17 protein-coding genes are annotated in these 25,106 nt (G+C 49.0%); 7 read left to right on the forward strand and 10 right to left on the reverse strand.

Annotated elements, in window-relative coordinates:
- Nucleotides 1–59: 59 nt before the first annotated feature.
- A complete protein-coding gene (locus tag BM257_RS02480) occupies nucleotides 60–1,742 on the reverse strand; it encodes a putative transporter (RefSeq protein ID WP_092068425.1) in 1,683 nt (560 codons plus the stop codon).
- Nucleotides 1,743–2,030: 288 nt separating this feature from the next.
- Between BM257_RS02480 and mutA the strand changes: the two genes are divergently transcribed.
- Entirely contained in the window at nucleotides 2,031–3,887 is a 1,857-nt protein-coding gene (gene mutA, locus BM257_RS02485) for a methylmalonyl-CoA mutase small subunit (protein ID WP_092067920.1), read from the forward strand.
- 19 nt (nucleotides 3,888–3,906) lie between these two features.
- Nucleotides 3,907–6,072 (forward strand): methylmalonyl-CoA mutase, encoded by a 2,166-nt coding sequence (gene scpA / locus BM257_RS02490; RefSeq protein ID WP_092068428.1) that lies wholly within the window; start codon nucleotides 3,907–3,909, stop codon nucleotides 6,070–6,072.
- Between the two features lie 66 nt (nucleotides 6,073–6,138).
- Here the strand turns inward: scpA and hemW are convergent, their stop codons facing one another.
- Nucleotides 6,139–7,257, reverse strand: a complete 1,119-nt coding sequence (gene hemW, locus BM257_RS02495) for a radical SAM family heme chaperone HemW (protein ID WP_092067922.1) — start codon at nucleotides 7,255–7,257, stop codon at nucleotides 6,139–6,141.
- A gap of 135 nt (nucleotides 7,258–7,392) precedes the next feature.
- Between hemW and BM257_RS02500 the strand changes: the two genes are divergently transcribed.
- Together BM257_RS02500 and BM257_RS02505 are read left to right on the forward strand one after the other, a co-directional pair.
- Nucleotides 7,393–9,552 (forward strand): elongation factor G, encoded by a 2,160-nt coding sequence (locus BM257_RS02500; RefSeq protein WP_092067924.1) that lies wholly within the window; start codon nucleotides 7,393–7,395, stop codon nucleotides 9,550–9,552.
- A gap of 70 nt (nucleotides 9,553–9,622) precedes the next feature.
- Nucleotides 9,623–11,314, forward strand: coding sequence for an ATP-grasp domain-containing protein (locus tag BM257_RS02505; protein ID WP_092067926.1), 1,692 nt, complete (start codon nucleotides 9,623–9,625; stop codon nucleotides 11,312–11,314).
- 67 nt (nucleotides 11,315–11,381) lie between these two features.
- On the opposite strand, the gene BM257_RS02510 is transcribed toward BM257_RS02505, so the two are convergent.
- From BM257_RS02510 to BM257_RS02525, 4 genes are all read right to left on the reverse strand, one after another.
- On the reverse strand, nucleotides 11,382–11,636 hold the full coding sequence (locus BM257_RS02510) for a hypothetical protein (protein ID WP_092067928.1): 255 nt from the start codon (nucleotides 11,634–11,636) through the stop codon (nucleotides 11,382–11,384).
- Between the two features lie 102 nt (nucleotides 11,637–11,738).
- Nucleotides 11,739–12,509: an RsiV family protein gene (locus BM257_RS02515; protein ID WP_177215986.1), complete on the reverse strand. Its 771-nt coding sequence runs from the start codon at nucleotides 12,507–12,509 to the stop codon at nucleotides 11,739–11,741.
- A 20-nt stretch (nucleotides 12,510–12,529) separates the two neighbouring features.
- Nucleotides 12,530–13,801: a phosphoglycerate kinase gene (gene pgk, locus BM257_RS02520; protein WP_092067932.1), complete on the reverse strand. Its 1,272-nt coding sequence runs from the start codon at nucleotides 13,799–13,801 to the stop codon at nucleotides 12,530–12,532.
- A gap of 139 nt (nucleotides 13,802–13,940) precedes the next feature.
- Nucleotides 13,941–16,019 (reverse strand): TonB-dependent receptor plug domain-containing protein, encoded by a 2,079-nt coding sequence (locus tag BM257_RS02525; RefSeq protein WP_092068431.1) that lies wholly within the window; start codon nucleotides 16,017–16,019, stop codon nucleotides 13,941–13,943.
- Between the two features lie 88 nt (nucleotides 16,020–16,107).
- On the opposite strand from BM257_RS02525, the gene queC reads away from it, so the two are divergent.
- Nucleotides 16,108–16,764 (forward strand): 7-cyano-7-deazaguanine synthase QueC, encoded by a 657-nt coding sequence (gene queC / locus BM257_RS02530; protein WP_092067934.1) that lies wholly within the window; start codon nucleotides 16,108–16,110, stop codon nucleotides 16,762–16,764.
- Between the two features lie 32 nt (nucleotides 16,765–16,796).
- Here the strand turns inward: queC and radA are convergent, their stop codons facing one another.
- The 3 genes from radA to BM257_RS02545 all read right to left on the reverse strand — a co-directional run bounded on the left by radA (nucleotide 16,797) and on the right by BM257_RS02545 (nucleotide 20,813).
- Nucleotides 16,797–18,200 carry a DNA repair protein RadA gene (radA, locus tag BM257_RS02535; RefSeq protein WP_092067936.1) on the reverse strand — a complete coding sequence of 468 codons (1,404 nt, stop codon included), beginning with the start codon at nucleotides 18,198–18,200 and terminating at the stop codon, nucleotides 16,797–16,799.
- Nucleotides 18,201–19,064: 864 nt separating this feature from the next.
- A complete protein-coding gene (locus tag BM257_RS02540; protein ID WP_092067938.1) occupies nucleotides 19,065–19,739 on the reverse strand; it encodes an ORF6N domain-containing protein in 675 nt (224 codons plus the stop codon).
- Nucleotides 19,740–19,922: 183 nt separating this feature from the next.
- Complete coding sequence (locus BM257_RS02545; protein WP_092067940.1) at nucleotides 19,923–20,813, reverse strand: retropepsin-like aspartic protease; 891 nt, start codon at nucleotides 20,811–20,813, stop codon at nucleotides 19,923–19,925.
- A gap of 148 nt (nucleotides 20,814–20,961) precedes the next feature.
- Between BM257_RS02545 and BM257_RS02550 the strand changes: the two genes are divergently transcribed.
- Nucleotides 20,962–21,882, forward strand: a complete 921-nt coding sequence (locus tag BM257_RS02550; RefSeq protein ID WP_092067942.1) for an ABC transporter substrate-binding protein — start codon at nucleotides 20,962–20,964, stop codon at nucleotides 21,880–21,882.
- 3 nt (nucleotides 21,883–21,885) lie between these two features.
- Nucleotides 21,886–24,018 (forward strand): tetratricopeptide repeat protein, encoded by a 2,133-nt coding sequence (locus tag BM257_RS02555; RefSeq protein WP_092067944.1) that lies wholly within the window; start codon nucleotides 21,886–21,888, stop codon nucleotides 24,016–24,018.
- Here BM257_RS02555 and BM257_RS02560 read toward each other — a convergent pair.
- Nucleotides 23,987–25,105 (reverse strand): acyltransferase family protein, encoded by a 1,119-nt coding sequence (locus tag BM257_RS02560; RefSeq protein ID WP_092067946.1) that lies wholly within the window; start codon nucleotides 25,103–25,105, stop codon nucleotides 23,987–23,989. The genes BM257_RS02555 and BM257_RS02560 overlap by 32 nt on opposite strands.
- Nucleotide 25,106: the final 1 nt, after the last annotated feature.

The following is a 25,106-nucleotide window of genomic DNA, read 5'->3' on the forward strand; positions in this document are numbered from 1 at the left end:
TTGATAGTATTATTATATTTTCAGTTCCTATAGTGTTTTATAGGGTTTATAGTGGTGGGCTAGCCACAGAAGAACAACACGACGATTTGTGCCGTAAAGATACGGAGGAACATCGATAGCGGGTATACTGTTGAGTAACCTAATGCCGGAGCCTCCTTAGAGCATACGCTGTTGGCGTAGGCAAGTGCGGGAGGATCGGTATAAGTACCGGCAATCATACCCATGATGGTGAAGTAATTGAACTTATATCGTAGACGGGCTATCGGACCGATTATCAGGATGGGGATGATGGTGATGAAGAAACCGGTCAGCACATAGAATATTCCGTCTCCTTCCACCACAGTCTCAAAGAAACCTGCACCAGCCTTGATGCCCACACTGGCAAGGAAAAGCACCAGCCCGATCTCTCGCAGCATCATGTTGGCGGAGGTCGTGGTATAAGTTACTAAGTGAATCTTGTACCCATAGCGTCCGATAAGGATAGCGATAATCAGTGGACCGCCAGCGATACCTAGTCGCATAGGAACTGGCATACCAGGTATGGCGAGGGGCAGGGAACCGAAAATGATACCTAATATGATCCCGACGAAGATAGTGGCGATATTCGGCGCATTCAGTCGACGGATGGAGTTTCCCATCTTGTTGGCGACACGGTCGACGGCGTCTTCAGGACCCACTACCATGATCTTGTCACCTACTTGCAAGGGTAGGGAAGCTGTGGCAAAGAGATCCAACCCATGACGGGTGAGACGGGTTACGTTGACACCATGTACACTTGAGAAGTGCATGGAGGCAAGTGTCTTACCGTTGATCTTGGGATTGGTAATCAAGATACGCTTCGATACCAGAGGTTGGTCAGACTGCTCGAAGTCGATGTCGAGCTTGGGACCAATGAAAGCCATGATAGCCTCCTGATCAGCCTCTGCACACACGATTAACATCTGGTCGCCGATATGGAAAACGGTATCACGGTTGGGAATGCACAACTCACCTTGATGGACAAGGCGTGACACCACAAAGTCACGGTTCAGGAAGTCGTGTACCTGCAGCAAAGTCTTGCCTTCCAGATATTTGTTAGTCACCTCCAAGTGCATTTTATAAGGTTTTTTGTTGGCTTTAGTCTCATCCATCGCCAACAACTCTTCCTCCTCTTTCTCTAACTTAATATTACATATATACCTTATTAATATAGTAGCACCGATGATGCCTAACACACCAAGAGGGTAGGCACAGGCGTATGCTGATGCAATCTGGGGGGCACCATTGGAGAATACTGACTGTAAAGCCTCGTTAGCGGCACCAAGACCTGGGGTATTGGTGACGGCACCATACAATGTACCAACCATCATAGGTAGATTTGTCTTGTCCGAGGTGTCGAAGAAAATGAAGTAACAGACAAACATTACAATAATGTTCAGCAGGATGGCCACCGATGCCAGCGCGTTCAATTTGATACCAGCTTTTCCGAAACTTTCGAAGAAACCTGGACCGACCTGCATACCAATCATAAAGACGAACAGGATAAGTCCGAAGTCCTGAACAAAAGTCAGGATAGACTGAGGTGCGGTGAACCCGATGTGTCCAGCCACGATACCGGCAAACAACACAAAAGTGACACCTAACGAGATGCCCCAGAATTTGATCTTTCCTAAATACACACCTACGGCAATGACTATGGCATATAGCAGGGCTATGTGTGCCACAGAGTCAGTCGACGTAAATAAGTCCTTTAACCATTGCAATGATTCCATAATGTGTTTCCTTTATCAGCGTGCAAAGACAATGCAAACCGCATGAAAAGAACTTGCCCTATGTTGAGGTGTAGCCTGTCTTCGCCAAAATTTTTGCAAAGGTACAAAGAAATTGCGCAATACAATCAACTTTGTGCAACTATTTTTCATATTTATGAAAATATTATTAATTTCTTCGGCATTTAAAAAATAAATGCTAACTTTGTAGGCTGTTATTGGAAAACTCCAATTAACAGAAGTGAACTTAAAACACAACTTATATAATAATTCATAAAAACTATGGCAAACAAAGAGAAACTCTTCACCGAGTTTACTGCGCCCACCACTCAGGAGTGGTTGGACAAGATTGAAGTGGACCTAAAAGGTGCCGACTTCCAGAAGCGACTCGTGTGGAGAACCAATGAAGGCTTCAACGTACAGCCTTTCTATCGCCGAGAGGACTTGGCGAACCTGAAAACACCTGATGCACTGCCGGGTGAGTTCCCATTTGTTCGTGGTAACAAAAAGGACTCCAATGAGTGGTATGTGCGTCAGAATATCAAAGTTGACGACCCCGTAGAGGCGAATAAGAAGGCGCTCGACATCTTGAATAAGGGTGTCGACTCTATCGGCTTCCGCTTTGGTGGCGACAAGGTTAGTCCTGCGTTCATTGAAACCTTGCTGAAGGATATCCGTCTGGATATCGTGGAGGTCAGCTACCGCACCTGTCCGTGTCATGCTGTTGAACTCGCAGAGATACTGGTGAAGTATTTCGAGAAGATGGGTTACGACAAGGAGAAGATTGTGGGTGGTGTCGGCTTCGATCCCATCGACAAGATGTTGCAGAAAGGTAAGGATACCACCCCGATGCTGGAGAACCTGCCTAAATTGGTGGAGACTTTGAAGGACTATCCCAATTTGCGTTGCGTGATGGTACATACAGACACCCTTAACAATGCCGGTGCTTATATCGTACAAGAGCTCGGTTATGCCCTCAGTTGGGGTAATGAATACCTGCAGCAACTGGTGGATGCAGGGGTGGATGTCGACCTTGCAGCAAAAAGCATCAAGTTCTATATGGGCATCTCTGAAAACTATTTCATGGAGATTGCCAAGTTCCGTGCCGCTCGTCTATTATGGGCTCAGATAGTAAAACAGTATGAGCCGAAGTGCGACTGCGCTTGTAAGATGGTCATCAATGCCAGCACTTCTACTTACAACCAGACCTTATTTGACTCATACGTGAACCTGCTCCGCTCTCAGACGGAGGCAATGAGTGCCGCACTGGGTGGTGTACACTCCATGGTGGTTACTCCGTTCGACGCTCCTTATGAGAAGGCAACGGATTTTAGTGAGCGTATCGCCCGTAACCAGCAATTGCTGATTAAGGAAGAGGCTCATTTCGATCGTATTGTAGACCCATCCGCAGGCTCTTACTATATCGAGCATCTGACAGATGCTCTTGCACAAGAGGCTTGGAAGATATTCCTCAAGATTGAAGACGAGGGCGGTTTCCTGGAGGCTGTCAAGAAGGGTATTGTACAGGATGACATCAATGCTACTAATGTGAAGCGTCATGGTGATGCCGCCAAGCGTAAGGAGTTCATCCTTGGTACCAACCAGTTCCCAAACTTCACGGAGAAGAGTGACGGCAAGCGTGCTCAAGGTGGCGCCTGTTGTTGCAAAAACTCTGAGTGCTCTGAGAACTCTGAGATTAAGAAGATCAATAGCACTCGTCTCGCTGCAGACTTTGAGGATCTTCGCATCCATACGGAGGAGACGAAGGTGCCTACGGCGTTCATGCTGACAATCGGTAACCTCGCCATGCGCCAGGCTCGTGCCCAGTTCTCATGCAACTTCCTCGCTTGTGCTGGTTATAAGGTAATCGACAACCTCGGTTTCAAGACGGTAGAGGAGGGTGTTGACGCTGCCTTGGAGGCAAAGGCCGATATTGTAGTCATCTGCTCTTCTGACGATGAGTATGCTGAGTATGCTATCCCCGCCTTCAAATACTTGAACGGTCGCGCAATGTTCGTGGTGGCTGGTGCCCCTGCTTGCATGGAAGACCTGAAGGCTGCCGGCATCGAGAACTACATTCATGTTCGTTGTAATGTGCTCGAGACTTTGAAAGAATATAATCAGAAACTTGGTATTTAAAGAATAGGAGACTTGAATGATGCGTAAACAATTTAAAGATATCGATATCTATGCTGGCATTCATGCTCAAGATGGTGCCAAGTGGATCAAGGACAATAACATCGTAGCTGACTGGAAGACTCCAGAGCATATCGAGGTACGTCCTGTATATACGAAAGAGGACCTGGAGGATATGGAGCACCTCGACTTCACAGCTGGTATTCCTCCTTACCTGCGTGGTCCGTACTCTATGATGTATCCGTTCCGCCCGTGGACCATCCGTCAGTATGCCGGATTCTCCACTGCTGAGGAGTCGAATGCGTTCTATCGTCGTAACCTCGCCTCTGGTCAGAAGGGACTCTCTGTAGCTTTCGACCTGCCGACACACCGTGGCTACGACCCTGACAATGCCCGTGTGGTGGGTGATGTCGGTAAGGCAGGTGTGTCTATCTGCAATGAGGAGAACATGAAGGTGCTGTTCAGTGGCATCCCCTTGAATAAGATGTCTGTGTCCATGACGATGAATGGTGCCGTGCTGCCTATCCTTGCTTTCTATATCGTGGCAGGATTGGAGCAGGGGGCTCAGTTGGAGGAGATGGCTGGTACGATCCAGAACGATATCCTGAAGGAGTTTATGGTGCGTAACACCTATATCTATCCGCCAGCCTTCTCTATGAAGATCATCGCTGATATCTTCGAGTACACCTCCCAGAAGATGCCTAAGTTCAACAGCATCTCTATCTCCGGCTATCACATGCAGGAGGCTGGTGCTACCGCTGATATCGAGCTTGCCTATACCCTTGCCGATGGTATGGACTATCTGCGCACTGGTGTTAATGCAGGTATCGACGTCGATGCCTTTGCTCCTCGTCTGTCGTTCTTCTGGGCTATCGGTATGAACCACTTCATGGAGATTGCCAAGATGCGTGCCGGTCGTCTGTTGTGGGCGAAGATCGTGAAGAGTTTCGGTGCCAAGAACCCGAAGTCACTCGCACTCCGTACTCACTCTCAGACTTCTGGTTGGTCATTGACTGAGCAGGATCCTTTCAACAATGTAGGTCGTACCTGTATCGAGGCGATGGCTGCCGTATTAGGACATACCCAGTCTCTGCATACCAATGCGTTGGATGAGGCTATCGCACTGCCAACCGACTTCTCAGCCCGTATTGCCCGTAATACCCAAATCTATATCCAGAATGAGACGAAGGTCTGCAAGCAGATCGACCCCTGGGCTGGTTCTTATTATGTGGAGACACTGACCAACGAGTTGGTTCATAAGGCTTGGGAGCACATCCAGGAGATTGAGAAACTGGGCGGTATGGCGAAGGCTATCGAGACCGGTCTGCCCAAGATGCGTATCGAGGAGGCTGCCGCCCGTACCCAGGCTCGTATCGACTCTGGTGTTCAGACGATTGTCGGTACCAATAAGTATCGTTTGGAGCATGAGGATCCTATTGATATCCTCGAGGTTGACAATACCGCTGTGCGCAAGCAACAGGAAGAGAGTCTGGCTCAGGTTCGTGCTTCTCGTGACGAGGCCGCTTGTCAGGCAGCTCTGAAAGCCATCACGGAGTGTGTCCGTGACTTCCAGGAAGGTCGTAAGAGTGAGAATAACCTCCTTGACCTTGCCGTGAAAGCCGCTCAGTTGCGTTGTACCCTTGGTGAGATCAGTGATGCCTGCGAGGAGATCGTAGGTCGTTATAAAGCAGTAATCAGAACAATTTCAGGCGTGTATAGTTCAGAATCAAAGAACGACAGCGACTTCGAGTTAGCTTGTAAGCTGACTGACGAGTTCGCAGAGAAGGAAGGTCGCCGTCCTCGTATCTTCATCGCCAAGATGGGACAGGATGGTCACGACCGTGGTGCAAAGGTAGTGGCAACAGGATATGCCGACTGTGGTTTCGACGTGGATATGGGACCGTTGTTCCAGACTCCTGCTGAGGCTGCCCGTGAGGCTGTCGAGAATGATGTCCATGTAGTAGGTGCGTCATCTCTTGCCGCAGGTCATAAGACCCTCATTCCTCAACTGATTGAAGAACTGAAAAAACTTGGACGTGAGGATATCATGGTGATTGCTGGTGGTGTGATTCCTGCCCAGGATTATGACTTCCTCTATAAAGCAGGTGTCGCAGCCATCTTCGGTCCTGGTACCTCTGTTGCCAAGGCTGCCGTCGAGATGATGAAGATCCTACTGGAACAGGAATAAGAAGTTCTTGCTATAAGAAAGAAAAACGACACTATATTGCAGTGTCGTTTTTTTTGTGCTGTATGTCTAGACGTAAATGAGGGAACTCATGATGTCGTCGCTAACGAAGAGTCCTTGTCGGGTGAGTGTCAGACGGGTCCCTTCTCGGGTCAGTAGTCCCAGGGCGATATATCGTTGTGCTTCTCTCTCGCAATAAGTACGATACTTATGGGAGAGAGTGGAGAGGTCGAGTCCCTCACAAGTACGGAGGGCAACAGTGATGCGGTCGTTATAATGAGTATCCTCGTCGATGACTTCTTGTTCACTGGGTAGTTGTCCTCTTTCGATGGCTTCCATATACTGTTGGAGGTCGCTGATATTCCAACTGCGGGTGTGTCCGTCGTAGCTGTGGGCAGCGGCACCTAATCCGACATAGGGGATGTCCTGCCAATAGCTGCTGTTATGCTTGGAACGGAAACCAGGCTTGGCGAAGTTGCTGATCTCATAGTGTTCATAACCAGCTTCTGTCACCTTGTCTATCAGCCGTTCATACATCAACCTCTCTGTCTCCTCATCCATCTTTATTTTTTCATTTTTAATCTTTAATCTCCATAAAGGAGTGCCTTCCTCTATCATGAGGCAGTAAGCGGAAAGATGCTCCACATGGAGTCGGAGAGCGGCATCGATGTCATATTCCCAGTCTTGGAGGTTCTCATCGGGAAAACCGTACATCAGGTCCACGCTTATGTTCTGGATGCCAGCGTCTCGGAGCCGTTGGACGGCAAGGGGAACCTGGGCGGCGGTATGTCTGCGATGAAGGAAACGCAGTCGTTCGTCATCGAAGGTCTGTGCACCCATGCTGACTCTGTTGATGCCGAGTTGTGATAACATCACAGCATACTCGGTGGAGACGTCGTCGGGATTCACCTCGATGGTGAACTCGCGGGTGGCAGCTCCATATACATTATTAATATATATAGAGAGTTGACGCAGTTGGTCGATGGTCAGTTGTGAGGGAGTCCCTCCACCCAGATAGACGGTCTCGACAGACTCCCTTCTTCCCTCTTCCTTCTTAGCTCTTAGCTCCATCTCCTTGCATACGGCATCCACATACCGCTGTCGCCATTGGAGGGCGGTCGTAGAGTAGAAACCACAATAGATACAGCGGCTTGCACAGAAAGGGATATGGATGTAAAGACCTGCCATATAGCCACCAACGTTCTAATTCTGTGAACAAAAGTACTAATAAAGTTTAATATTTGAAAGTTTTCTTAGGTTTTTCGCATGAAAATGACTAATTTTAGCGTCGCTTATCGAAATTAAACCTAAAACATAACCGATATGAAAGTTTATCAAACCAACGAAATCAAAAACATCGCGCTGCTTGGCAGTGCGGGTAGCGGCAAGACTACTCTTGCCGAAGCAATGGTCTACGAAGCTGGCATCATCAAACGCCGCGGCACTGTAGAGGGTAAGAACACCATGAGCGATTATTTCCCTGTTGAGCAGGAATATGGCTACTCGGTGTTCTCTACTGTTTTTCATGTAGAGTGGAATAACAAGAAGCTGAACATCATCGACTGCCCGGGATCGGACGACTTCGTCGGTGGTGCCATTACTGCCCTGAATGTGACAGACCAGGCTGTATTGCTCATTAATGGACAGTATGGTCCTGAGGTGGGTACGATGAATGCTTTCCGTAATACTGAGAAGTTGAAGAAACCCGTTATCTTCCTCGTTAACCAACTCGACCGCGACAACTGCGACTTCGACCAGATCCTGGCTCAGCTGCGTGAGGTCTATGGTAACAATTGTGTTCCTGTCCAGTATCCTATCGCTACAGGTCCTGGCTTCAACAGTGTTATCGACGTGCTGTTGATGAAGAAATACTCCTGGAAGCCCGAGGGTGGTGCTCCCATCATCGAGGAGATTCCTGCCGACCAACTCGACAAGGCAAAGGAGATGAAGGCTGCCCTTGTGGAAGCTGCCGCTGCTGGTGACGACACGCTGATGGAGAAGTTCTTCGAGAGTGAGGACTTGACGGAGGACGAGATGCGTGAGGGTATCCGAAAAGGTCTGGTGACCCGCAGCATCTATCCTGTATTCTGCGTTTGTGCAGGTAAGGACATGGGTGTACGTCGTCTGATGGAGTTCCTGGGTAATGTCGTTCCTTTCGTGAGCGAGATGCCTGTTATTAAGAATGCTGCCGGTAAGGAAGTTCCTGCCGATGCCAGTGCTCCCACCTCTCTGTATTTCTTCAAGACAGGTGTTGAGCCTCATATTGGTGAGGTACAGTATTTCAAGGTGATGAGTGGTGTCGTCAAGAGTGGTGACGACCTGACCAACGCCGACCGTGGCTCTAAGGAGCGTATCGGTACACTCTATGCTTGTGCTGGTGCCAACCGTATCCAGGTGGATCAGCTCGTCGCTGGAGATATCGGCTGTACCGTGAAACTGAAGGATGTGAAGACGGGTAATACCCTTAATGGCAAGGATGTGGAGAATAAGTTTGACTTCATTAAATATCCTAACTCTAAGTTCTCTCGTGCTATCAAGGCTGTCAACGAGGCAGAGACAGAGAAGATGATGGCTGCCCTGCAGCGTATGCGCCAGGAAGATCCTACATGGGTCGTTGAGCAGTCCAAGGAGTTGCGCCAGATCATCGTTCATGGTCAGGGTGAGTTCCACCTGCGTACCTTGAAATGGCGTATGGAGAATAACGAGAAGATCCAGATAGAGTATCAGGAGCCGAAGATTCCTTATCGTGAGACAATCACGAAGATGGCGCGTGCCGACTATCGTCATAAGAAACAGTCTGGTGGTGCAGGACAGTTCGGTGAAGTTCACCTGATTGTGGAGCCTTATACCGAGGGTATGCCTGATCCTACCTCTTTCACCATCAACGGACAGGAGTTTAAGATGAACATCAAGTCGAAAGAGGAGAAAGACTTGGATTGGGGCGGTAAGCTCGTTTTCATCAACAGCGTCGTGGGTGGTGCTATCGATATGCGCTTTATGCCCGCTATTCTGAAGGGTGTGATGGAGCGTATGGAGCAGGGACCGTTGACTGGTTCTTATGCCCGTGATGTCCGTGTTATCGTATACGATGGTAAGATGCACCCGGTAGACTCTAACGAGCTCTCGTTCATGCTGGCAGCCCGTAATGCCTTCTCCGCTGCTTTCAAGGAGGCAGGTCCGAAGGTGCTGGAGCCTATCTATGACTTAGAGGTATTGGTGCCTGCTGACTATATGGGTGATGTGATGAGTGACCTGCAGGGTCGTCGTGCCATCATCATGGGTATGGACAGTGAGTCTGGCTACCAGAAGCTGACGGCAAAGATTCCTTTGAAGGAACTCGCCAGCTATAGCATCGCCCTCAGCTCCTTGACGGGTGGTCGTGCTTCGTTCTCTACCAGTTTCAGCAGCTACGAACTCGTTCCGAACGATATCCAGCAGCAGCTCATCAAGGAGCATGAGGCTGAGCTGAAGGAAGAGGATTAATTCCTTGATATAAAATAGAGGACTGACATCCTTAGGGTGTCAGTCCTTTTATTAATTAATAAAGAATATTATGCAGAAAAGAACTATTGTCATAGTAGAAATCGTCTCTACGGGTTTCAATTATGTAGAGGACGCATTGATGCGTGGCTATCAACCAGTGGTTGTGGAATGCACCTTCCCTGGCACAGAAGAAGACCGTGCCCCATTCCTGGTGTCTCGTGAGATAGCCCGAGGTAAATTGCCGAAAGGTGTTCCATATATAGAAGAAACCAGCGACTATGCTGCCCTGTTGGAACGGGTTCGTGCCTATGACCCTGTATTGGTTGTCCCAGGACAGGAATTTGCTGTCGAGTTAGCAACTCATCTTGCCTATGACTTAGGACTGCCTGGTAACCCCTGGTCTATTATCGGCAAGATGACTCGTAAGAACGAGATGCATCAGGCTCTCGCAGACCATGGTCTGCGTTCCATTCGTGGAAAGTTGATTCATAACGAGGAGGAAGCAATCGAGTTTTACAAGGAGCTGAACACCTCTCATGTTGTCGTCAAACGTGCTCGTGGCGCTTGTACACAGGGAATGCATTTCTGTGAGGGCTATGACGAGATGATAGAGGCTGTGCGAACGGAACTCGCCCTCTCCGCCAGTGACGAACATGTGGGTGACATCCTGATGCAAGAGCGTATCATCGGCAAGGAGTATATCGTTAATACCGTGTCGTGTGCAGGTAAGCACCGTCTGGTGTCGATGTGCTTCTATGACAAGTTGGAGATGAACGGCAGTAATATCTATAACTATATGGAATCTGTGAACCGTCTGGATGTGGGTAACTCCGCCATTGTCCGCTACGCTTATGACGTGCTGGATGCCATCGGTATCCAGTATGGTCCCGTACATGGGGAGTATATGGTGGATGAGAAGGGACCAGTGCTTATTGAGATCAACTGTCGTCCTATGGGTGCTGGACAAACACGCCAGTACCTGGACAAGATATATGGTCAGCATGAGACGGACTCCGCCCTTGACTCATACCTTGACCCCGTCAAGTTCGAACAGGAGCGCCTGAAACCATACCGTCCGCCACGTAAGGGTGTCGTCAAGTGGTTTATCCTTCCGAATGACATCACACTGGACTCTGCTCCAGTCCTGCAGCTGGTGCGTCAGCTACCCAGTTACTTCTATGGCGTGTTCGAGCGACTGGGACGTGAGCCTTTCCTGACGCAGACAGTTGATCTGGAGACTACTGGTGGCGCCGTCTATCTGGTACATGATGACGAGCGTGTGGTACAGGAGGACTGTGCTTTCCTGCATCGTCTGGAGATGCAATATCCGGAGATCCTATTCAACCAGTCCCATGCGGAGCCCTCTGCTTACGCTCCTCGGGTTCCACTTCAGGAAATCATACAGGAAGCCGACTGTCATGGCACCATACTGATATTCAGCGACACAGAGACGGAAACGACAGGTGCTGTTGTCGTCGGTAGTGGCGAGTTGCCTGCTGCTTACGACAGCTATGATAATGTCATCCTTGACCTCTGCCGCCCGGAGACTTTCTCTGATACGGAGAGTGTCTTCCAACAGATATTCACCTTCCTTTCCAAAGTACGTATTGGCGGACGAGTGTTGATACCCCAGAGCACCTATTGCCATCTTCCTTATGGTGACATTGGTATGGAGATTCTTCTTCGTGCCCGTGGGTTGCAAATAGAGGCTCCTCTCGCTGGCAAGGGCAAAATGATTATCGCATCGGTCTGTGATTTATAAGACCCATAAACAAAAAGAAGAGGACACTAGAATGTCCTCTTCTTTCGTTTTGTTTATTTGTCTCACATTACAAAGGCATCATGTCACGCTCGTCTGGACGGTGAGCCTTGCCATCCTCGTCCTTGATGTATACCTGAAGGTCATCCAGATAGCCGCCTGTCTCATCCTGTAACTTTCTCAGTGTAGCTTTGGTTTCCTCAAAGCCCATGAACTCCTTGGCAGAGCCGATATGGTTCGTGAACTCTAACTTCTTCTTCTCAATGTCGAGAACGGAGATGTACTCATCCTTGGTACGGTCTCCAATAACGAATTTTTTCTTCATATCAGATAGCTTTAAATGGTTTGTTGTTGCAAAGATACTAAGAAATTGTTTTCTTTGATTCAAGAATTAAGAAATATTTAACGTAATCGTTGTCTTTCCTCTTTACGGAATCAGGTTCCTCGCTTCGGGAGTCAGAAACGGCAGGATATCCTTGAAGGGAATCTCGAAAGTGATGATACCGGAAGAATAGGGACCTATCTCATACTGGGTGTAGAGGAAAACGACACCTGTCTCGGTGAGATAGGGAGAATTACCTGGCAATGGGAGACCATTGAGACTTTCAACTTCTTGTACAAAAAGATACTCAAGCAGTTCTTCATCGGTCAGAGGTTTATCAGAATCACCTGAAAAGAAACTCCTTACACCTTCCTTGAGAAGTTTGGAGAGGCGGGGTGAGTCGGTGTTCGCAAGCAATGGAATCTGTTTGCCATCGCTCTTACGGAAAGTGAATCCCACCTCGGTAGTAAAGCCGTGTATGCCGCCACCATAGTCGTATGTCTGATAATAATAGGTGATGTAACGACTGGTCTCAGCCAGCTTAGTGATGTGGTGACTCTTGGAAAAGGCTCCCAGTCGATCCTCAGGGGGCATCTCATCATAAACACTATGCCAATCTGCTGACAGCGACTCAAACAGTGATGCGCCATAAGACAGAATATCATCGGGGCTGTTGAACGTTCCTCCGAGCAGATAAGCGATATGATGGCGCAGGCTGTCTACCAGGACCTGTTCTCCTTTACAGGGCCAGTGAACCAATATGGAGACTTCTGCAGTGGTGTCGCTCTTCTCGAAAGTGACGATGTCCGTGACGAGAGGACGCTTTGCCGCAAAAGCATGATGACCGCCTGCGATAAGCAGTGCGGTCATCATCATAGTTATATAAATGTGTTTCATTACTCACCCTTGATAGCTGCAACGCCAGGGAGCACCTTACCCTCGATAGCCTCCAGCAGAGCGCCACCACCGGTAGAGATGTAAGAAACCTTGTCGGCAAGACCGAACTTGTTAACACAAGCTACAGAGTCACCACCACCAATCAGAGAGAACGCGCCCTCGGCAGTAGCCTTGGCGATAGCCTCGCCGATAGCACGAGAGCCAGCAGTGAAGTTGTCACACTCGAAGACACCGGCAGGACCATTCCACAGGATGGTCTTAGCACCCTCGATAGCCTTGCGGAAGTCCTCCTGAGAGGCAGGACCTGCGTCAACACCCTCAAAACCAGCGGGAACCTTGTTGGCAGGGCAGGTGATGATCTCAGCACCCTCCTTGACAGTCATCGTGCCAAAGTCGAGACCATTAGTAGCAGTGCAGTCGCTACCCAGAACGAGTTCTACACCGTTCTTCTTGGCAAGCTCCTCAACACCCAGTGCCACATCCAGCTTGTCGAGCTCTACGATAGAGTCACCGATCTCACCATTGTGAGCCTTGGAGAAGGTATATGTCATACCACCACAGAGGATGAGCTTATCAACCTTACCGAGCAGGTTCTCGATGATACCGATCTTAGAAGAGACCTTAGAACCACCCATGATGGCAACGAAAGGACGCTTGATGTTAGAGAGGACGTTGTCGACAGCGGTAACCTCTTTCTCCATCAGCAGACCCAGCATCTTGTTGTTGGCGTCGAAGTAGTCGGCGATAACAGCGGTGGAAGCGTGCTTGCGGTGTGCGGTACCGAAGGCGTCCATCACATAGCAGTCAGCATAAGAGGCAAGCGTCTTGGCGAACTCTTTCTGAGAAGCCTTCATAGCCTTCTTAGCCTCGTCGTACTTAGGATCTTCCTTGTCAATACCTACGGGTTTGCCTTCCTCCTCAGGATAGAAGCGGAGGTTCTCCAGCAACAGAGCCTCACCCATCTTCAGAGCCTTAGCGGCATCCTGAGCCTTGGCGCAGTCGGGAGCGAAAGCAACGGGTACACCCAGTGCCTTCTCTACAGCCTCACGGATCTGACCCAGTGACTTCTTCATGTCTACCTTTCCTTTGGGCTTGCCCATGTGTGACATGATGATAGTAGCACCACCGTCAGCAAGGATTTTCTTCAGGGTAGGAAGGGCACCACGGATACGGGTGTCGTCAGTGATCTTACCATTCTCGTCCAGGGGTACGTTGAAGTCTACACGTACGATTGCCTTCTTACCGGCAAAGTTGAATTCGTTAATTGTCATAATCGTGTTATTTAAAAATGTAGTATTTCCAAAATCGACCACAAAGTTACGAAAATAACTTCATAGTTCATAGCTCATCGTTCATAATTTAAATCTTTTTTACGTACGACAGATGATAATGTAAGACGGAGTTGGCAAATCAGAATGAAAGACGCCATTTTGCTCCTCCCATGATCCAACATCCAGGCTGTGGCACATTGCCGTAGTCGACATATCGCTTGCTGGTAAGATTGTTGGTCTCAATATAGACGGAATAGGTGTCGGTGTTCCAGCTCAACTTCGCGTCAACGACAGAGTAGGGGTGATAGTCGCACACCTCTCCATTGACGGTCGTATAGGATCCCATACGGTCTTGGAAGCGATACTTCACAAGGAGGTCGAGATGCTTGACCACATGGACCAACAATGACGCCGTCAACTTATGCCGCAGGTACTCCAGGGAATATTGCGACTGCAGGTAGTCTTCCACATCCTTGTCTTGATGCAGGTAGCAGTAGGCGAGGTTCAGCGTGTAGCGGTTAGCGGTTAGCGTTGCCTTTGTCTCGAAACCGATGGTGTTCACTTTGGTGTGGTTGACGCTCTGCCAGACAGGGTCCGCCTCACGGGTGTCCATCACCCAGTCGATCATGTTACGGGCATGATGATGGAAGACACTTGCAGACATGTTGAAGATGTCCGACTGGAATCTCACACCTCCCTCTAACGCATGTAACTCCTCGGGTTTCAGATACTTGTCTGCTTGATGACCGCCTACGCTGTAAAAGAGCTCTGTGAAGGATGGCATACGAAGGGAGGAGTTGTAGGAGGCATAGATCTTCCAGTGGGTGCCGATGCGATAGCTGGCGTCAATACCGGGATATACCTTCAACGGCATCTGGTTCCATGTGTTCTTCACAGCGACAAAGCCAGCAGAGAGGGTGAGACGTTTTAGGATTACGTTATGCTCCAGATGGAATGAGAGATTCGAGCGGTTCAGTCCTACCTTGTAATGACTGAAAGGGTCGGAGAGGGGCTCACCGAGATTCGTGCTCACGATATCCTCATTGCGGAACTCAGCTCCCAAGGCTGTACGTCCCAACAACCAGTCGAAATAGCTGTTCAGGTTGATGCCGAAGACATCCGTGCGGTGGTAGTTGAAGGGTATTCTCTCCTCAGTGCCGCGTGTCAACTCGAAACGGTCGTAACTACGGTTCCAATAGATGGCGGGATGGATGTGAAACTCAGCAGTCTTGCCTCTTACCTCATACCTCATACCTCTGATATCTCCCTGTAGTGCGGTGTTGAGCTTGGTGGTCTTCTCATACTGCTCATCGAACTTCGCACTGTAGAAAGTGTTGGAGCCGAAACCCTTGGTCGACAGACCCGCATGCCAGTTCAGTCGAAGCCCCTCCTGTTGATATTGTCCTTGGTAGAACACCTTGCCACCACTGTAGTCGCTATTCAGACTACCAGCCTTCGAACGGCTGTAGCCGTCACTGCGGGTGTAGGAAGCAGAAAACTGAGAGTTGAGAGGTGACAGCTGTGGCTTGAGACTCACTCGTCCTCCTGCTGACAGGTAACCAAAGGAGCCTCCCTCCACTCTTACTTCAGCCATCTTACTTCTGGCATCTCTCGTCACGATATTGATCGCCCCCATCAGAGAGGAAGTGCCATAGACACGTCCGGCAGGTCCCTCTAACACCTCGATACGCTCGATGTCCGAGAGGTCGCATGGGAAGTCGAAGGCGTTATGACCCGTCTGGGGGTCACAGATATTGATACCGTTGAGCAGGATGGTGATCTGCTCACTAGTACCGCCTCGTATGCTGATATCCGTCTGTGCACCAATCGGTCCTCGTTGACGGACATCCACGCCTGCGGCGTATTTCAAAAGGTCGTTAATACTTTGTACTGGCGCCGCTTGAATATCCTCACGACTCAGTACAGTGACCATTCTCACGGCTTGCCCTAATGCAAGCGGGGCGCGTGACCCTGTGACCTCTACATCCTCAAGGGTCGCTTCTTTGTCCGGGGTGTCATCGGTGGTGGCACTGGTGGTCGTCGACCCGTCGGCAACAACTCCCTTGTGGTCGATGGCGGCACTGGCGGTAGTCAGTGTCGCAACGCTCAGTACACCAATGGTCACCACATGTCCCAAACAGGCAAAGAGGGCATATCCTTTCCTTGCAAAACGGTGGAAGCGGAATACCTTGCGCTGGTTGAAAGTTGGTTTGTACATCATGTTTTGATAAAAAAGTCGTGCAAAGGTAGTAAATAATTTCTAATTACTCATTCCTGATATCGTTTTTTTTCTTACCTTTGCAATCATGGAAAAGGATACAGTACTGATTTTAAGTGGTGGCATGGATTCTGTCACCTTATTATATGACGAGCAGGAGCGTATAGCCCTTGCCGTCTCGTTCGATTACGGGTCGAAGCATAATGCCAGGGAGATCCCGTTTGCCAAGATGCATTGTGAGCGACTGGGTATCAGGCATATTGTGATACCCCTCGACTTCATGACGAGGTATTTCAAGAGTTCGTTGCTGGAGGGTGGGGAGGAGATTCCCGAAGGTCATTATGCGGATGAGAATATGAAATCGACCGTCGTGCCCTTCCGTAATGGTATCATGCTCTCCATTGTCGTCGGTATCGCTGAGTCGAATGGTCTGAAATATGTGATGATGGCTAATCATGGGGGCGACCATACCATCTATCCGGATTGCACACCTGAGTTTGTTGAGGCTTTCGACAAGGCGGCGGCAGCGGGAACCTTTGTCAAGGTAGGACTGCGCTCTCCCTATACGAATATCACCAAAGGGGATATTGCCCGTCGCGGCAAGGCTCTGGGTATCGACTATGCCGAGACATGGTCGTGTTACAAAGGGGGTGACAAGCACTGTGGTAAGTGTGGTACTTGCGTGGAACGGAAGGAGGCTCTTGCCGAGGCTGGTATTGACGACCAGACAGAGTATGAGGACTGAGGGCTGATGTGTGAGGGCTGATGGCTGAGGGATTAGCCGAACAACGCACGCAACGCTTCCTCTACCTTACGGACAGGGACTAACTCTATCTTGAACTTCTTACGGTTGAGACCTGAGAGGTTGTATTTGGGGATGATGATATGGGAGAATCCTAATTTCTCTGCTTCGGCAATGCGTTGCTCGATGCGGGCGACAGGACGTACCTCACCACTGAGTCCTACCTCACCAGCCATACACCAGCCACTCTCTATCGGGGTGTCGACATTGCTCGACAAGACGGCGGCGATGACACTGAGGTCCATTGCCATATCGGTGACCCTAAGACCTCCCGCGATATTCAGGAAGACATCCTTTTGCATGAGTTTGAAACCCACTCGTTTCTCCAAAACGGCAAGGAGCATGTTCAACCGACGCTGGTCGAAACCTGTGGCACTGCGCTGTGGGGTACCGTAGGCGGCAGTGCTGACGAGCGCCTGTGTCTCTACCAGGAAGGGACGGATACCCTCGATGGCACTGCTGATAGCCACACCACTGAGTCCCTCATGGTCTTCTGTCAATAGTAACTCGGAGGGGTTGCTGACCTGTCGGAGCCCTGTCTGCTGCATCTCGTAAATACCTAACTCAGAGGTACTTCCAAAACGGTTCTTGATACTTCGCAGAATGCGATACATATAATGCTGGTCACCCTCAAACTGGATGACGGTATCCACGATATGCTCCAAAATTTTCGGACCTGCTAAGGTACCCTCTTTGGTGATATGTCCTATCAGGATCACAGGAACACCACTGGTCTTGGCAAAGCGGAGCAGTGCCGAGGCACACTCACGGACTTGTGCGATACTGCCTGCCGACGACTCGACATCTTCTGTGGAGATGGTCTGGATGGAGTCGATGACCACCAGTTCCGGCTGTACCTCCTTGATATGGTCGAAGATCGCCTCGAGGGAGTTCTCACAGAGGATGAGGAAACCTTCTGACCCCTCCAGCCTCCCCTGTTGAGGGGAGGTAAGGCGTTCGGCACGCATCTTGAGCTGGTGCGCTGATTCCTCACCACTGACATACAGCACTTTCTTCTCCGGCAGGTTCAGCATGGTCTGGAGGGAGAGGGTAGACTTTCCGATACCGGGCTCGCCACCAAGCAGGACGATGGAACCGGGGACGAGACCGCCACCCAGCACACGGTTCAATTCCTCGTCATGCATATCGATACATGGGTCATCGTGAGCAGAGATGTCGCGCAGTCGTAACACCTTGTTCTCTCGCAGTTGTCTGCCAGCCGATGCCGCCGCCGATGTTGCCGTCACCTGTTTACGGGTGTCAGCCACCTTGATTTCCTTGAACGTGTTCCACTGTCCGCACGACGGACACTTACCAATCCATTTCGCTGATTCCTGTCCGCAGTTCTCGCAGACATACATTGTCTTGTCTTTTGCCATATCGACTGCGAAGATACAAAAAATAACCGAATATGCCAAACTTTTTACTTTTTCTCTATTTCTCGAAAAACTACTCCCATGTCCTCCGCCCTTTATTTATCGGGGTTTGAGCCCCATGAACGGGAGAAGGGGAGTAGTTTTTTCGATTTTCTTAAAAATTCAATGAAATCGGTTACCGACTGAAGAGCACTTTCGACCCTCGAAGCCCCTACCTTCGACCCGAGGAAGCGGCACCTTCACAGGCAGGAGGTGCCGCCTTCGTAAAACATCCCTGTTAGTTGCTTTTTATTCCGATGCCTCCTATCTCAGTAAATTCACTGAATTTGGTGAGTAAATTCACTGAATTTACTGAGTAAACACACTGAATTTACTTTCATAGAAGATACTTCTGTCGGTCTTAATGCCTTGTGTATGGGTAGAAGGTTACTAGTGATGGGGTGTTAGTGCCTACCTTCGAGGGTGTTAGGTACCGCCTTCGAGGGAGAAAGGTTCCGCCTTTCAATCGTTTGCCTATAGCCAAACGACCGTGCGGCTCCAGCCAAACAACTGAACGGCTATAGCCGAAAGCAAACCGCTCAAAAAACAATCGCTGTATTATGTGTCACTACACTCGTTTTTTACACCATTTTTGCATCAAAACCGCCTTTCCTTGTCACCGTTGCCGCTATGTTGTTACCGACAATCCACTGATAATCAAATAGTTTTGCAAGGCGGCAACGGTGACAAGGGTTTTAAAATTACGTGTAGGGAATGGTGGGTATTAAAAGCTCCACATTCCTGTCCAATCATTTTGTCTTTTGAAAGAAATGTTGTACCTTTGTGGTGGATCACTGAGAACCGACCCCGTTTTTCCACGCACGACTTTCACTGATCCTGCATAAATCCGATGCGTCTCCGTGGTTTCGGTTCCTTGGGCTGCAACTCCGCCAGTGCCTCGCTGATGGCATCCAGCTGAGCCCTCGTCGACTCATTGATGTCGTTCTGGTCATGAAGAATATCTTCTATGTCGAGTTTCAACTCTTCAAAGTCCTTGCGTAACTGTGCCACATCGGCAGCATAATCGGGGAATTGTAACGATGTCGCTATTTTACGGAACTCAGTGAAAGTACGCATAATGCCAATATTTATCTGTATGGCAAGAGAAGAACGTAGTACACTACTTAACATTGCAACGCCATTTTCAGTGAATGCATAGGGTAGTTTTCTGCTGCCCCCCCAGCCTTTATCATGTTTTGTTTCTCTTTTGTCAAGAAATCTTGAAATCACAATTTGTGATATCAAGTTGCTACCTTTTGATATGTTCTCGGTGTTTTCGGATACTTTTTCTGATCTCAAGATTTGATTTGTCAATATTTCCAACTCACCTTTGGTTAGTTGAAACATGAAATCTTCAGGGAAACGCTCGATGTTACGTTTCACAGCTTGATTCAATGCTCTTGTTTCCACTCCATACAACTCTGCCAAATCGAAGTCCAGCATCACACGCTGCCCCCGAATCTCATAGATCTTATTCCGTATTGACTCTACATTGTGTTCCATAACGCCTGCAAAGTTACGAAACAGGATGGAGACAGATTTTCAAATTTGTCTCAATTCCTTTCATATTTGTCTCATCCCTATGGAATTTTAGTTAAGAAAACCAAAAATCCGCACAACATGCCAAATGAAGCCTCTACCTTCGACTCTATGGAGGCGGCACCTGTTTTGGGTGTAAATTCTTGATTATTGTTTGATATATAAGAAATTGTTGTCATAATCCAATACAAGTTCTACTTCTTTTAAGAACTTGTATCCTATCGCTCCTGCATAGTTTCTGCCGATGCTGGCGGGAATTATCGGTAGAATACTTTTTTCCATGTTGACTTTCTTCCCCAACATCTCAGCGGAATCCATTTTGATGTATTTTATCGTCTTCCCATCTTTAGTTCTTTCTGATAGTTCAAACCCTTGTCTGTTGAGCGATTCGATCACTCCTTCGCTTTTCCCGCATAAAAAGAAAAAATTTGCATTGCCAGTGTCAATGATGAATCTCCCGATAATCTGTCCGGACCTGTAGTCGCTGTCCATGATGCGCAAAGGAGCGTCAGTCCCTACAAACCCTTTCTTGTCAATGGTCATAATGCCTCGCTTGTATTTATTCTCAGGTAATGCCTGCTTGCCATATTTTACATAACCTTTAGCGATATTCAACGTTACCATCTGACTACCGTCTTTTGCCATATAGCAACTACCCATTATCATATCGTATCCACCATCTTTAAACCATTTCTTTGCCTGTCTTAAATCGGCTATATAAACAGGGCGGGTGTTACGTAAGCCGTCAACATCCAATGTGTCAGATATAACTTGGTAACACCATAGTGTTTTGCCAATAGCGGTTAGACGTAGAGCGTGATGGCAAGCTGTCGGGTTCAGTTCCAATCCAGAAGAAACGACAAAAGTGCTGTCAAGAACAGTGATGGACGATCCTGTGTCAATCAATGCACGTGCTTTTACTTGTTTGTTGAGACTAACTTCCGCAATCATGTGGTTCTTCACTTCCTTAAAGCGAATGTGTTGGGCGTATACGCTTTGGACGGATATGACTGCTAAGAAGAAAAGTATTGTTTTCATATTATCTATTTGATTTTCATTCTTTTTGCAAAAGTATATCTTTTCGTGCAATTTAGCAAATATAACTATGATTTTATGCATTGATTTCAGAAAGAAATGGAATTTTTATTATCATTTGAAATATAATGTGTACCTTTGCACTTTGATTATGAAGAAAATATTTTATGCCATTATAACGCTGATGATACTGTCGGCATGCGGACAGTCTTATGAGGAGACGAAACGACAGAACCAGCAACTGCGTCGGGAGGCGATGCGTAAGGACTCTGCGGCACTGAAGATCGCCGTGATGCCTACCCTCGACTGTCTTCCAATGTTCGTCGCTGAGTATGAGCATTTATATGACACCCTGAACGGGGGTGTGCGTCTGAAACCCTTTGTGGCACAGATCGACTGTGACACCGCCATAGAGCGTCGACGGGTGGAGGGTTGTGTGAGCGACCTTATCAGAGCCGCGTGTATCGAGAAGCGTGGGATGAAACTACGGTATGCTGCCGCCACGAATGCCTATTGGCAGCTTGTCACCAATCATAACTCACGTATCCGTCAGTTGAAACAGTTGGATGACAAGATGCTGGCGATGACCCGTTTCTCTGTGACGGATTTCCTTTGTGACCTGATTGTCGACTCCGTGAAACTGCGTGATGAGCATGTGTTCCGTGTTCAGATCAACGACCTGAACGTGCGGATGGATATGTTGCGTAACAATGAGATGGATGCTCTCTTCTTACCAGAGCCGCAGGCAACGGAGGCAAGGTTGGCGAAGAACCCGGTGATCTTGGACACTCGTCGTCTTGACCTGCAGATGGGAGTGATTGTCTTCCGTGAGCAGGAGATGCGTCATCCCGAGCGTCAGAAACAACTCGACCTCTTTGTCAAGGCATATAATGCGGCTTGTGACTCTATCAATAAGAAAGGTGTCCGTTATTACCGTGACTTGATCATCAAGAAGTGTGGTGTGTCGGGAATGGTAGTGGATTCCTTATCACAGCCCATCAAGTACCAGCATGCCATTGGTCCTCGTCAGAAAGACATGGACCGGGCGCAGAAATGGCTTCAGAAGAAATAGGACATGACAGGAACGGAACAGCAAATACAACGTGTCGCCGGAGAACTGCACAGAGGTAATGTGGGGCTGGCGATTGCCGAGATGGATACCTATCTCGCAGCTTATCCACAGCCGCAGACCATGGAGCGGCTGAATGGTATCAAGGCAGAGTATGAGTTGATGGCAGACTATTGGAGAAGAGGGGTGAACGACCCTCAGTTAGACCAGCTCTACCATCATTTGCTACAGCGGGTCTATGTGCTCTATGCCAATATCGCCTCCTACCACCGGATGCGTCAGTATCCTACCTTATCCGGGATATATAACCGTGTCCGTACAGAACGGAGAGAGTGGTCGTTGACGGATATCCGTAAGGAGATGGAGGACTTCGTGAGTAATATCGCCATGCTGGAGCTAGAGCCTGAGCATATCCGGCAGGAGCGGAGCGAGCAGCTCTATCAAGAACATCAGACAGCGGTGAACAGCTTGTTCTGTTATGTGCTGACCTCCCGGATGTGGACAGATGGTGTAGGACATGACTTTGAGGAGATCCTCCTCTCGCCGACTATTGACAGTAATGACCAGCAGCTACTGGTGTCAGCTGTCACCCTGTCGCTCCTGAATCAGTATGACATGGTGAAATTCCGTATGCTGGTGAATGTCTACCGTCGCTCCCAAGAGGAGGCGGTGCGTCAGCGTGCCTTGGTGGGGTGGGCATTGTCATTGCGGGAGGATGTCCGTGAGATATACCCGGAGCAGGAGGAACTGGTGAGCGCACTCCTTTCCTCGAAAAAGGTCTGTGAGGAACTCACTGAGCTGCAGATGCAGTTGATATACTGTCTGAATGCGGAGCAGGACACCCATACCATCCAAAAGGAGATCATGCCGGATCTCATCAAGAATAACAACCTGAAGATCGGACCGTTCAGTATCGAGGAGCGTGAGGATGATCCGATGGAGGATATCCTGAACCCGGAGGCTTCAGAACAGCGGATGGAGAAGCTGGAGTCGACCTTCGGACGTATGATGGACATGCAGAAACAGGGGTCGGACATCTATTTCGGCGGTTTCTCACAGATGAAGCGCTTCCCGTTCTTCTATGATATCAGCAACTGGTTTGTGCCCTTCTACCTGCAGCATCCTGATATCAGGAATTTTGTCAACAGGATGCAAGGTAATAAGTTCATGGAGAAAATGATGAAGACGGGTCCTTTCTGTAACAGTGACAAATATTCGTTCATCATCGCCTTCCAACAAGTCATTGACCGTATCCCGGAGAGTATGCGGAAGATGCTGGAGCAGGGAGAGGCAACGATGGGTGAGATACCAGCGGACGAATTGGCGACACCAGCCTTTATCCGCCGTGCCTATTTGATGGACCTGTATCGCTTCTATCGCTTGTTCCCCAGTCGTAATGAGTTCGAGAACCCGTTCAACACCAGCGCTATGAACCTGGGGGCATGTGAGTTCTTCAGCCTGTGGCTGTTCAAGGGGTCGCCCTTAGAGCCTTATAAAGACCAGATCGTACGTTTGCTGAAACGCAAGAAGATGGAAGAGCCAGCCATGCATCTGCTGGATTCGTATAGTGATGATCATCGTTCTGTCCAGTATTATATCTGGTATGGACAGTATCATGAGGCCTTGAAGTTGGATCCTCATAATGAGAAAGCCCTGAGGGGGAAGGCGCGTGAGTTGTTTGACCTGGGGATTTTCGATGAGGCGATGGACGCCTATGACGACCTGCTGCTATTGTGTCCTGACCATCCTAACTATCTGTTGAACAAGGCGGTGTGTCTTGTCAATATGAAAGAGTATGAGGAGGCGTTGAAACTGCTGTACCGTCTGAACTACGAACATCCTGACAACGACCAGGTGAGCCGTGTCCTGGCTTGGACGCATCTTTGTTGTCATCAGTTGGAACAGGCAGATAAGCTATACCAAAGACTGACTGCGGTGGACAACGTGTATCGTGATGACTGGATGAATGCTGGTTATTGTTGCTGGTTCCTGGGCAGGATAGATGAGGCGATCCATTGTTTCAAGGCTTCTCTGAGAAATGGTGACACTACTTTTTTCTCCTTTGACCATGAACTCCTTGAGGATTATGGCATCAGTGAGACTCAGTTCAGGCTGATGTATGCTGCTGTCTGCTCTTGATACGTTGACAGCACCATGTCCATCCCAAGGGGATGCCTACTCCCACGATAGCATAAAGCACCCAGAACCAGTCTTCTTTGGCATGCTCATGGATGACCATGTGGCATCCTATCTGGGCCATGTCGAGGTCGTAATACCAGATCTTCAGCAGACTGACTACCTTATAGCTGATGATGTGGAAGACGAAGATGGGTAGGGTATTGTCACCGCAATAGACGAGGAAGCGTTTTACCATCCCCTCATGACGGTTGAGATAGGTGGCGATGTTATAGGTCATGAGGAAACCGCAGATAGCGGGGACGGGTAAGGAGATGAACTGGGTGAAAGAGGAACGCCAGTTCATATTGGCGGTCAGATACTGGGAGAAGAGAGCGACGATGACGGCGAAGACGATGGTCATCCACCAGGTCACCTTATACTGTCGTTCCCATTGACGGAACAGGAACCCGCAACCGAAGAAGAAGGTACCCATGATCTCCCGATAACCTCCTTGTATCAGGGGGATGATACGCAACCCCTCTGCCGTTTTCCATGCTGCCAATAAGAGCATGAGGACACATACCCCGACGGGGGCGATCACCTCCCGATAGGGAGTAAGACGGGAGGTCCTGCCAGCGACATAGTCCAAGCCTTTATATATAATAAGGTACGCGATACTTGCCACCAACAGTCCTCTGAAAAACCAGAAAGCGCCGCATAGGAACTGGTCGTAGCCTCCCATTGCCGTCACCATGTTCCATAGGTTCTGTTGCATCTGATGCCAGGAGTAGGGATGTGTCACCCCACCGCTCCAGTTGCCATATTGCTCATTGAGGATACCCAGGTCGAACATCCAGTTATGGATGATCAGGAAGAATACCGCCCATTTCAGGAAAGGGATATAGAGTCCTTTGAAGCGTTTCTTCACAAAGGTCGCCTCGTCATGGAGATAGCGTAAGGAGAAGAAATAGCCTGCCGTGATGAAGAATACCGGCATGTGGAACTCATAGAGAAACTGACTGACCACATCGGGGGCATCAGCATGTCCTATCACCATCAGGATAATGGCAAGTGCCTTACAGATAGAGATGACGGTATTACGCTGCATA

The sequence above is a fragment of the Prevotella sp. tf2-5 genome, assembly GCF_900115435.1.
Lineage (GTDB): Bacteria > Bacteroidota > Bacteroidia > Bacteroidales > Bacteroidaceae > Prevotella.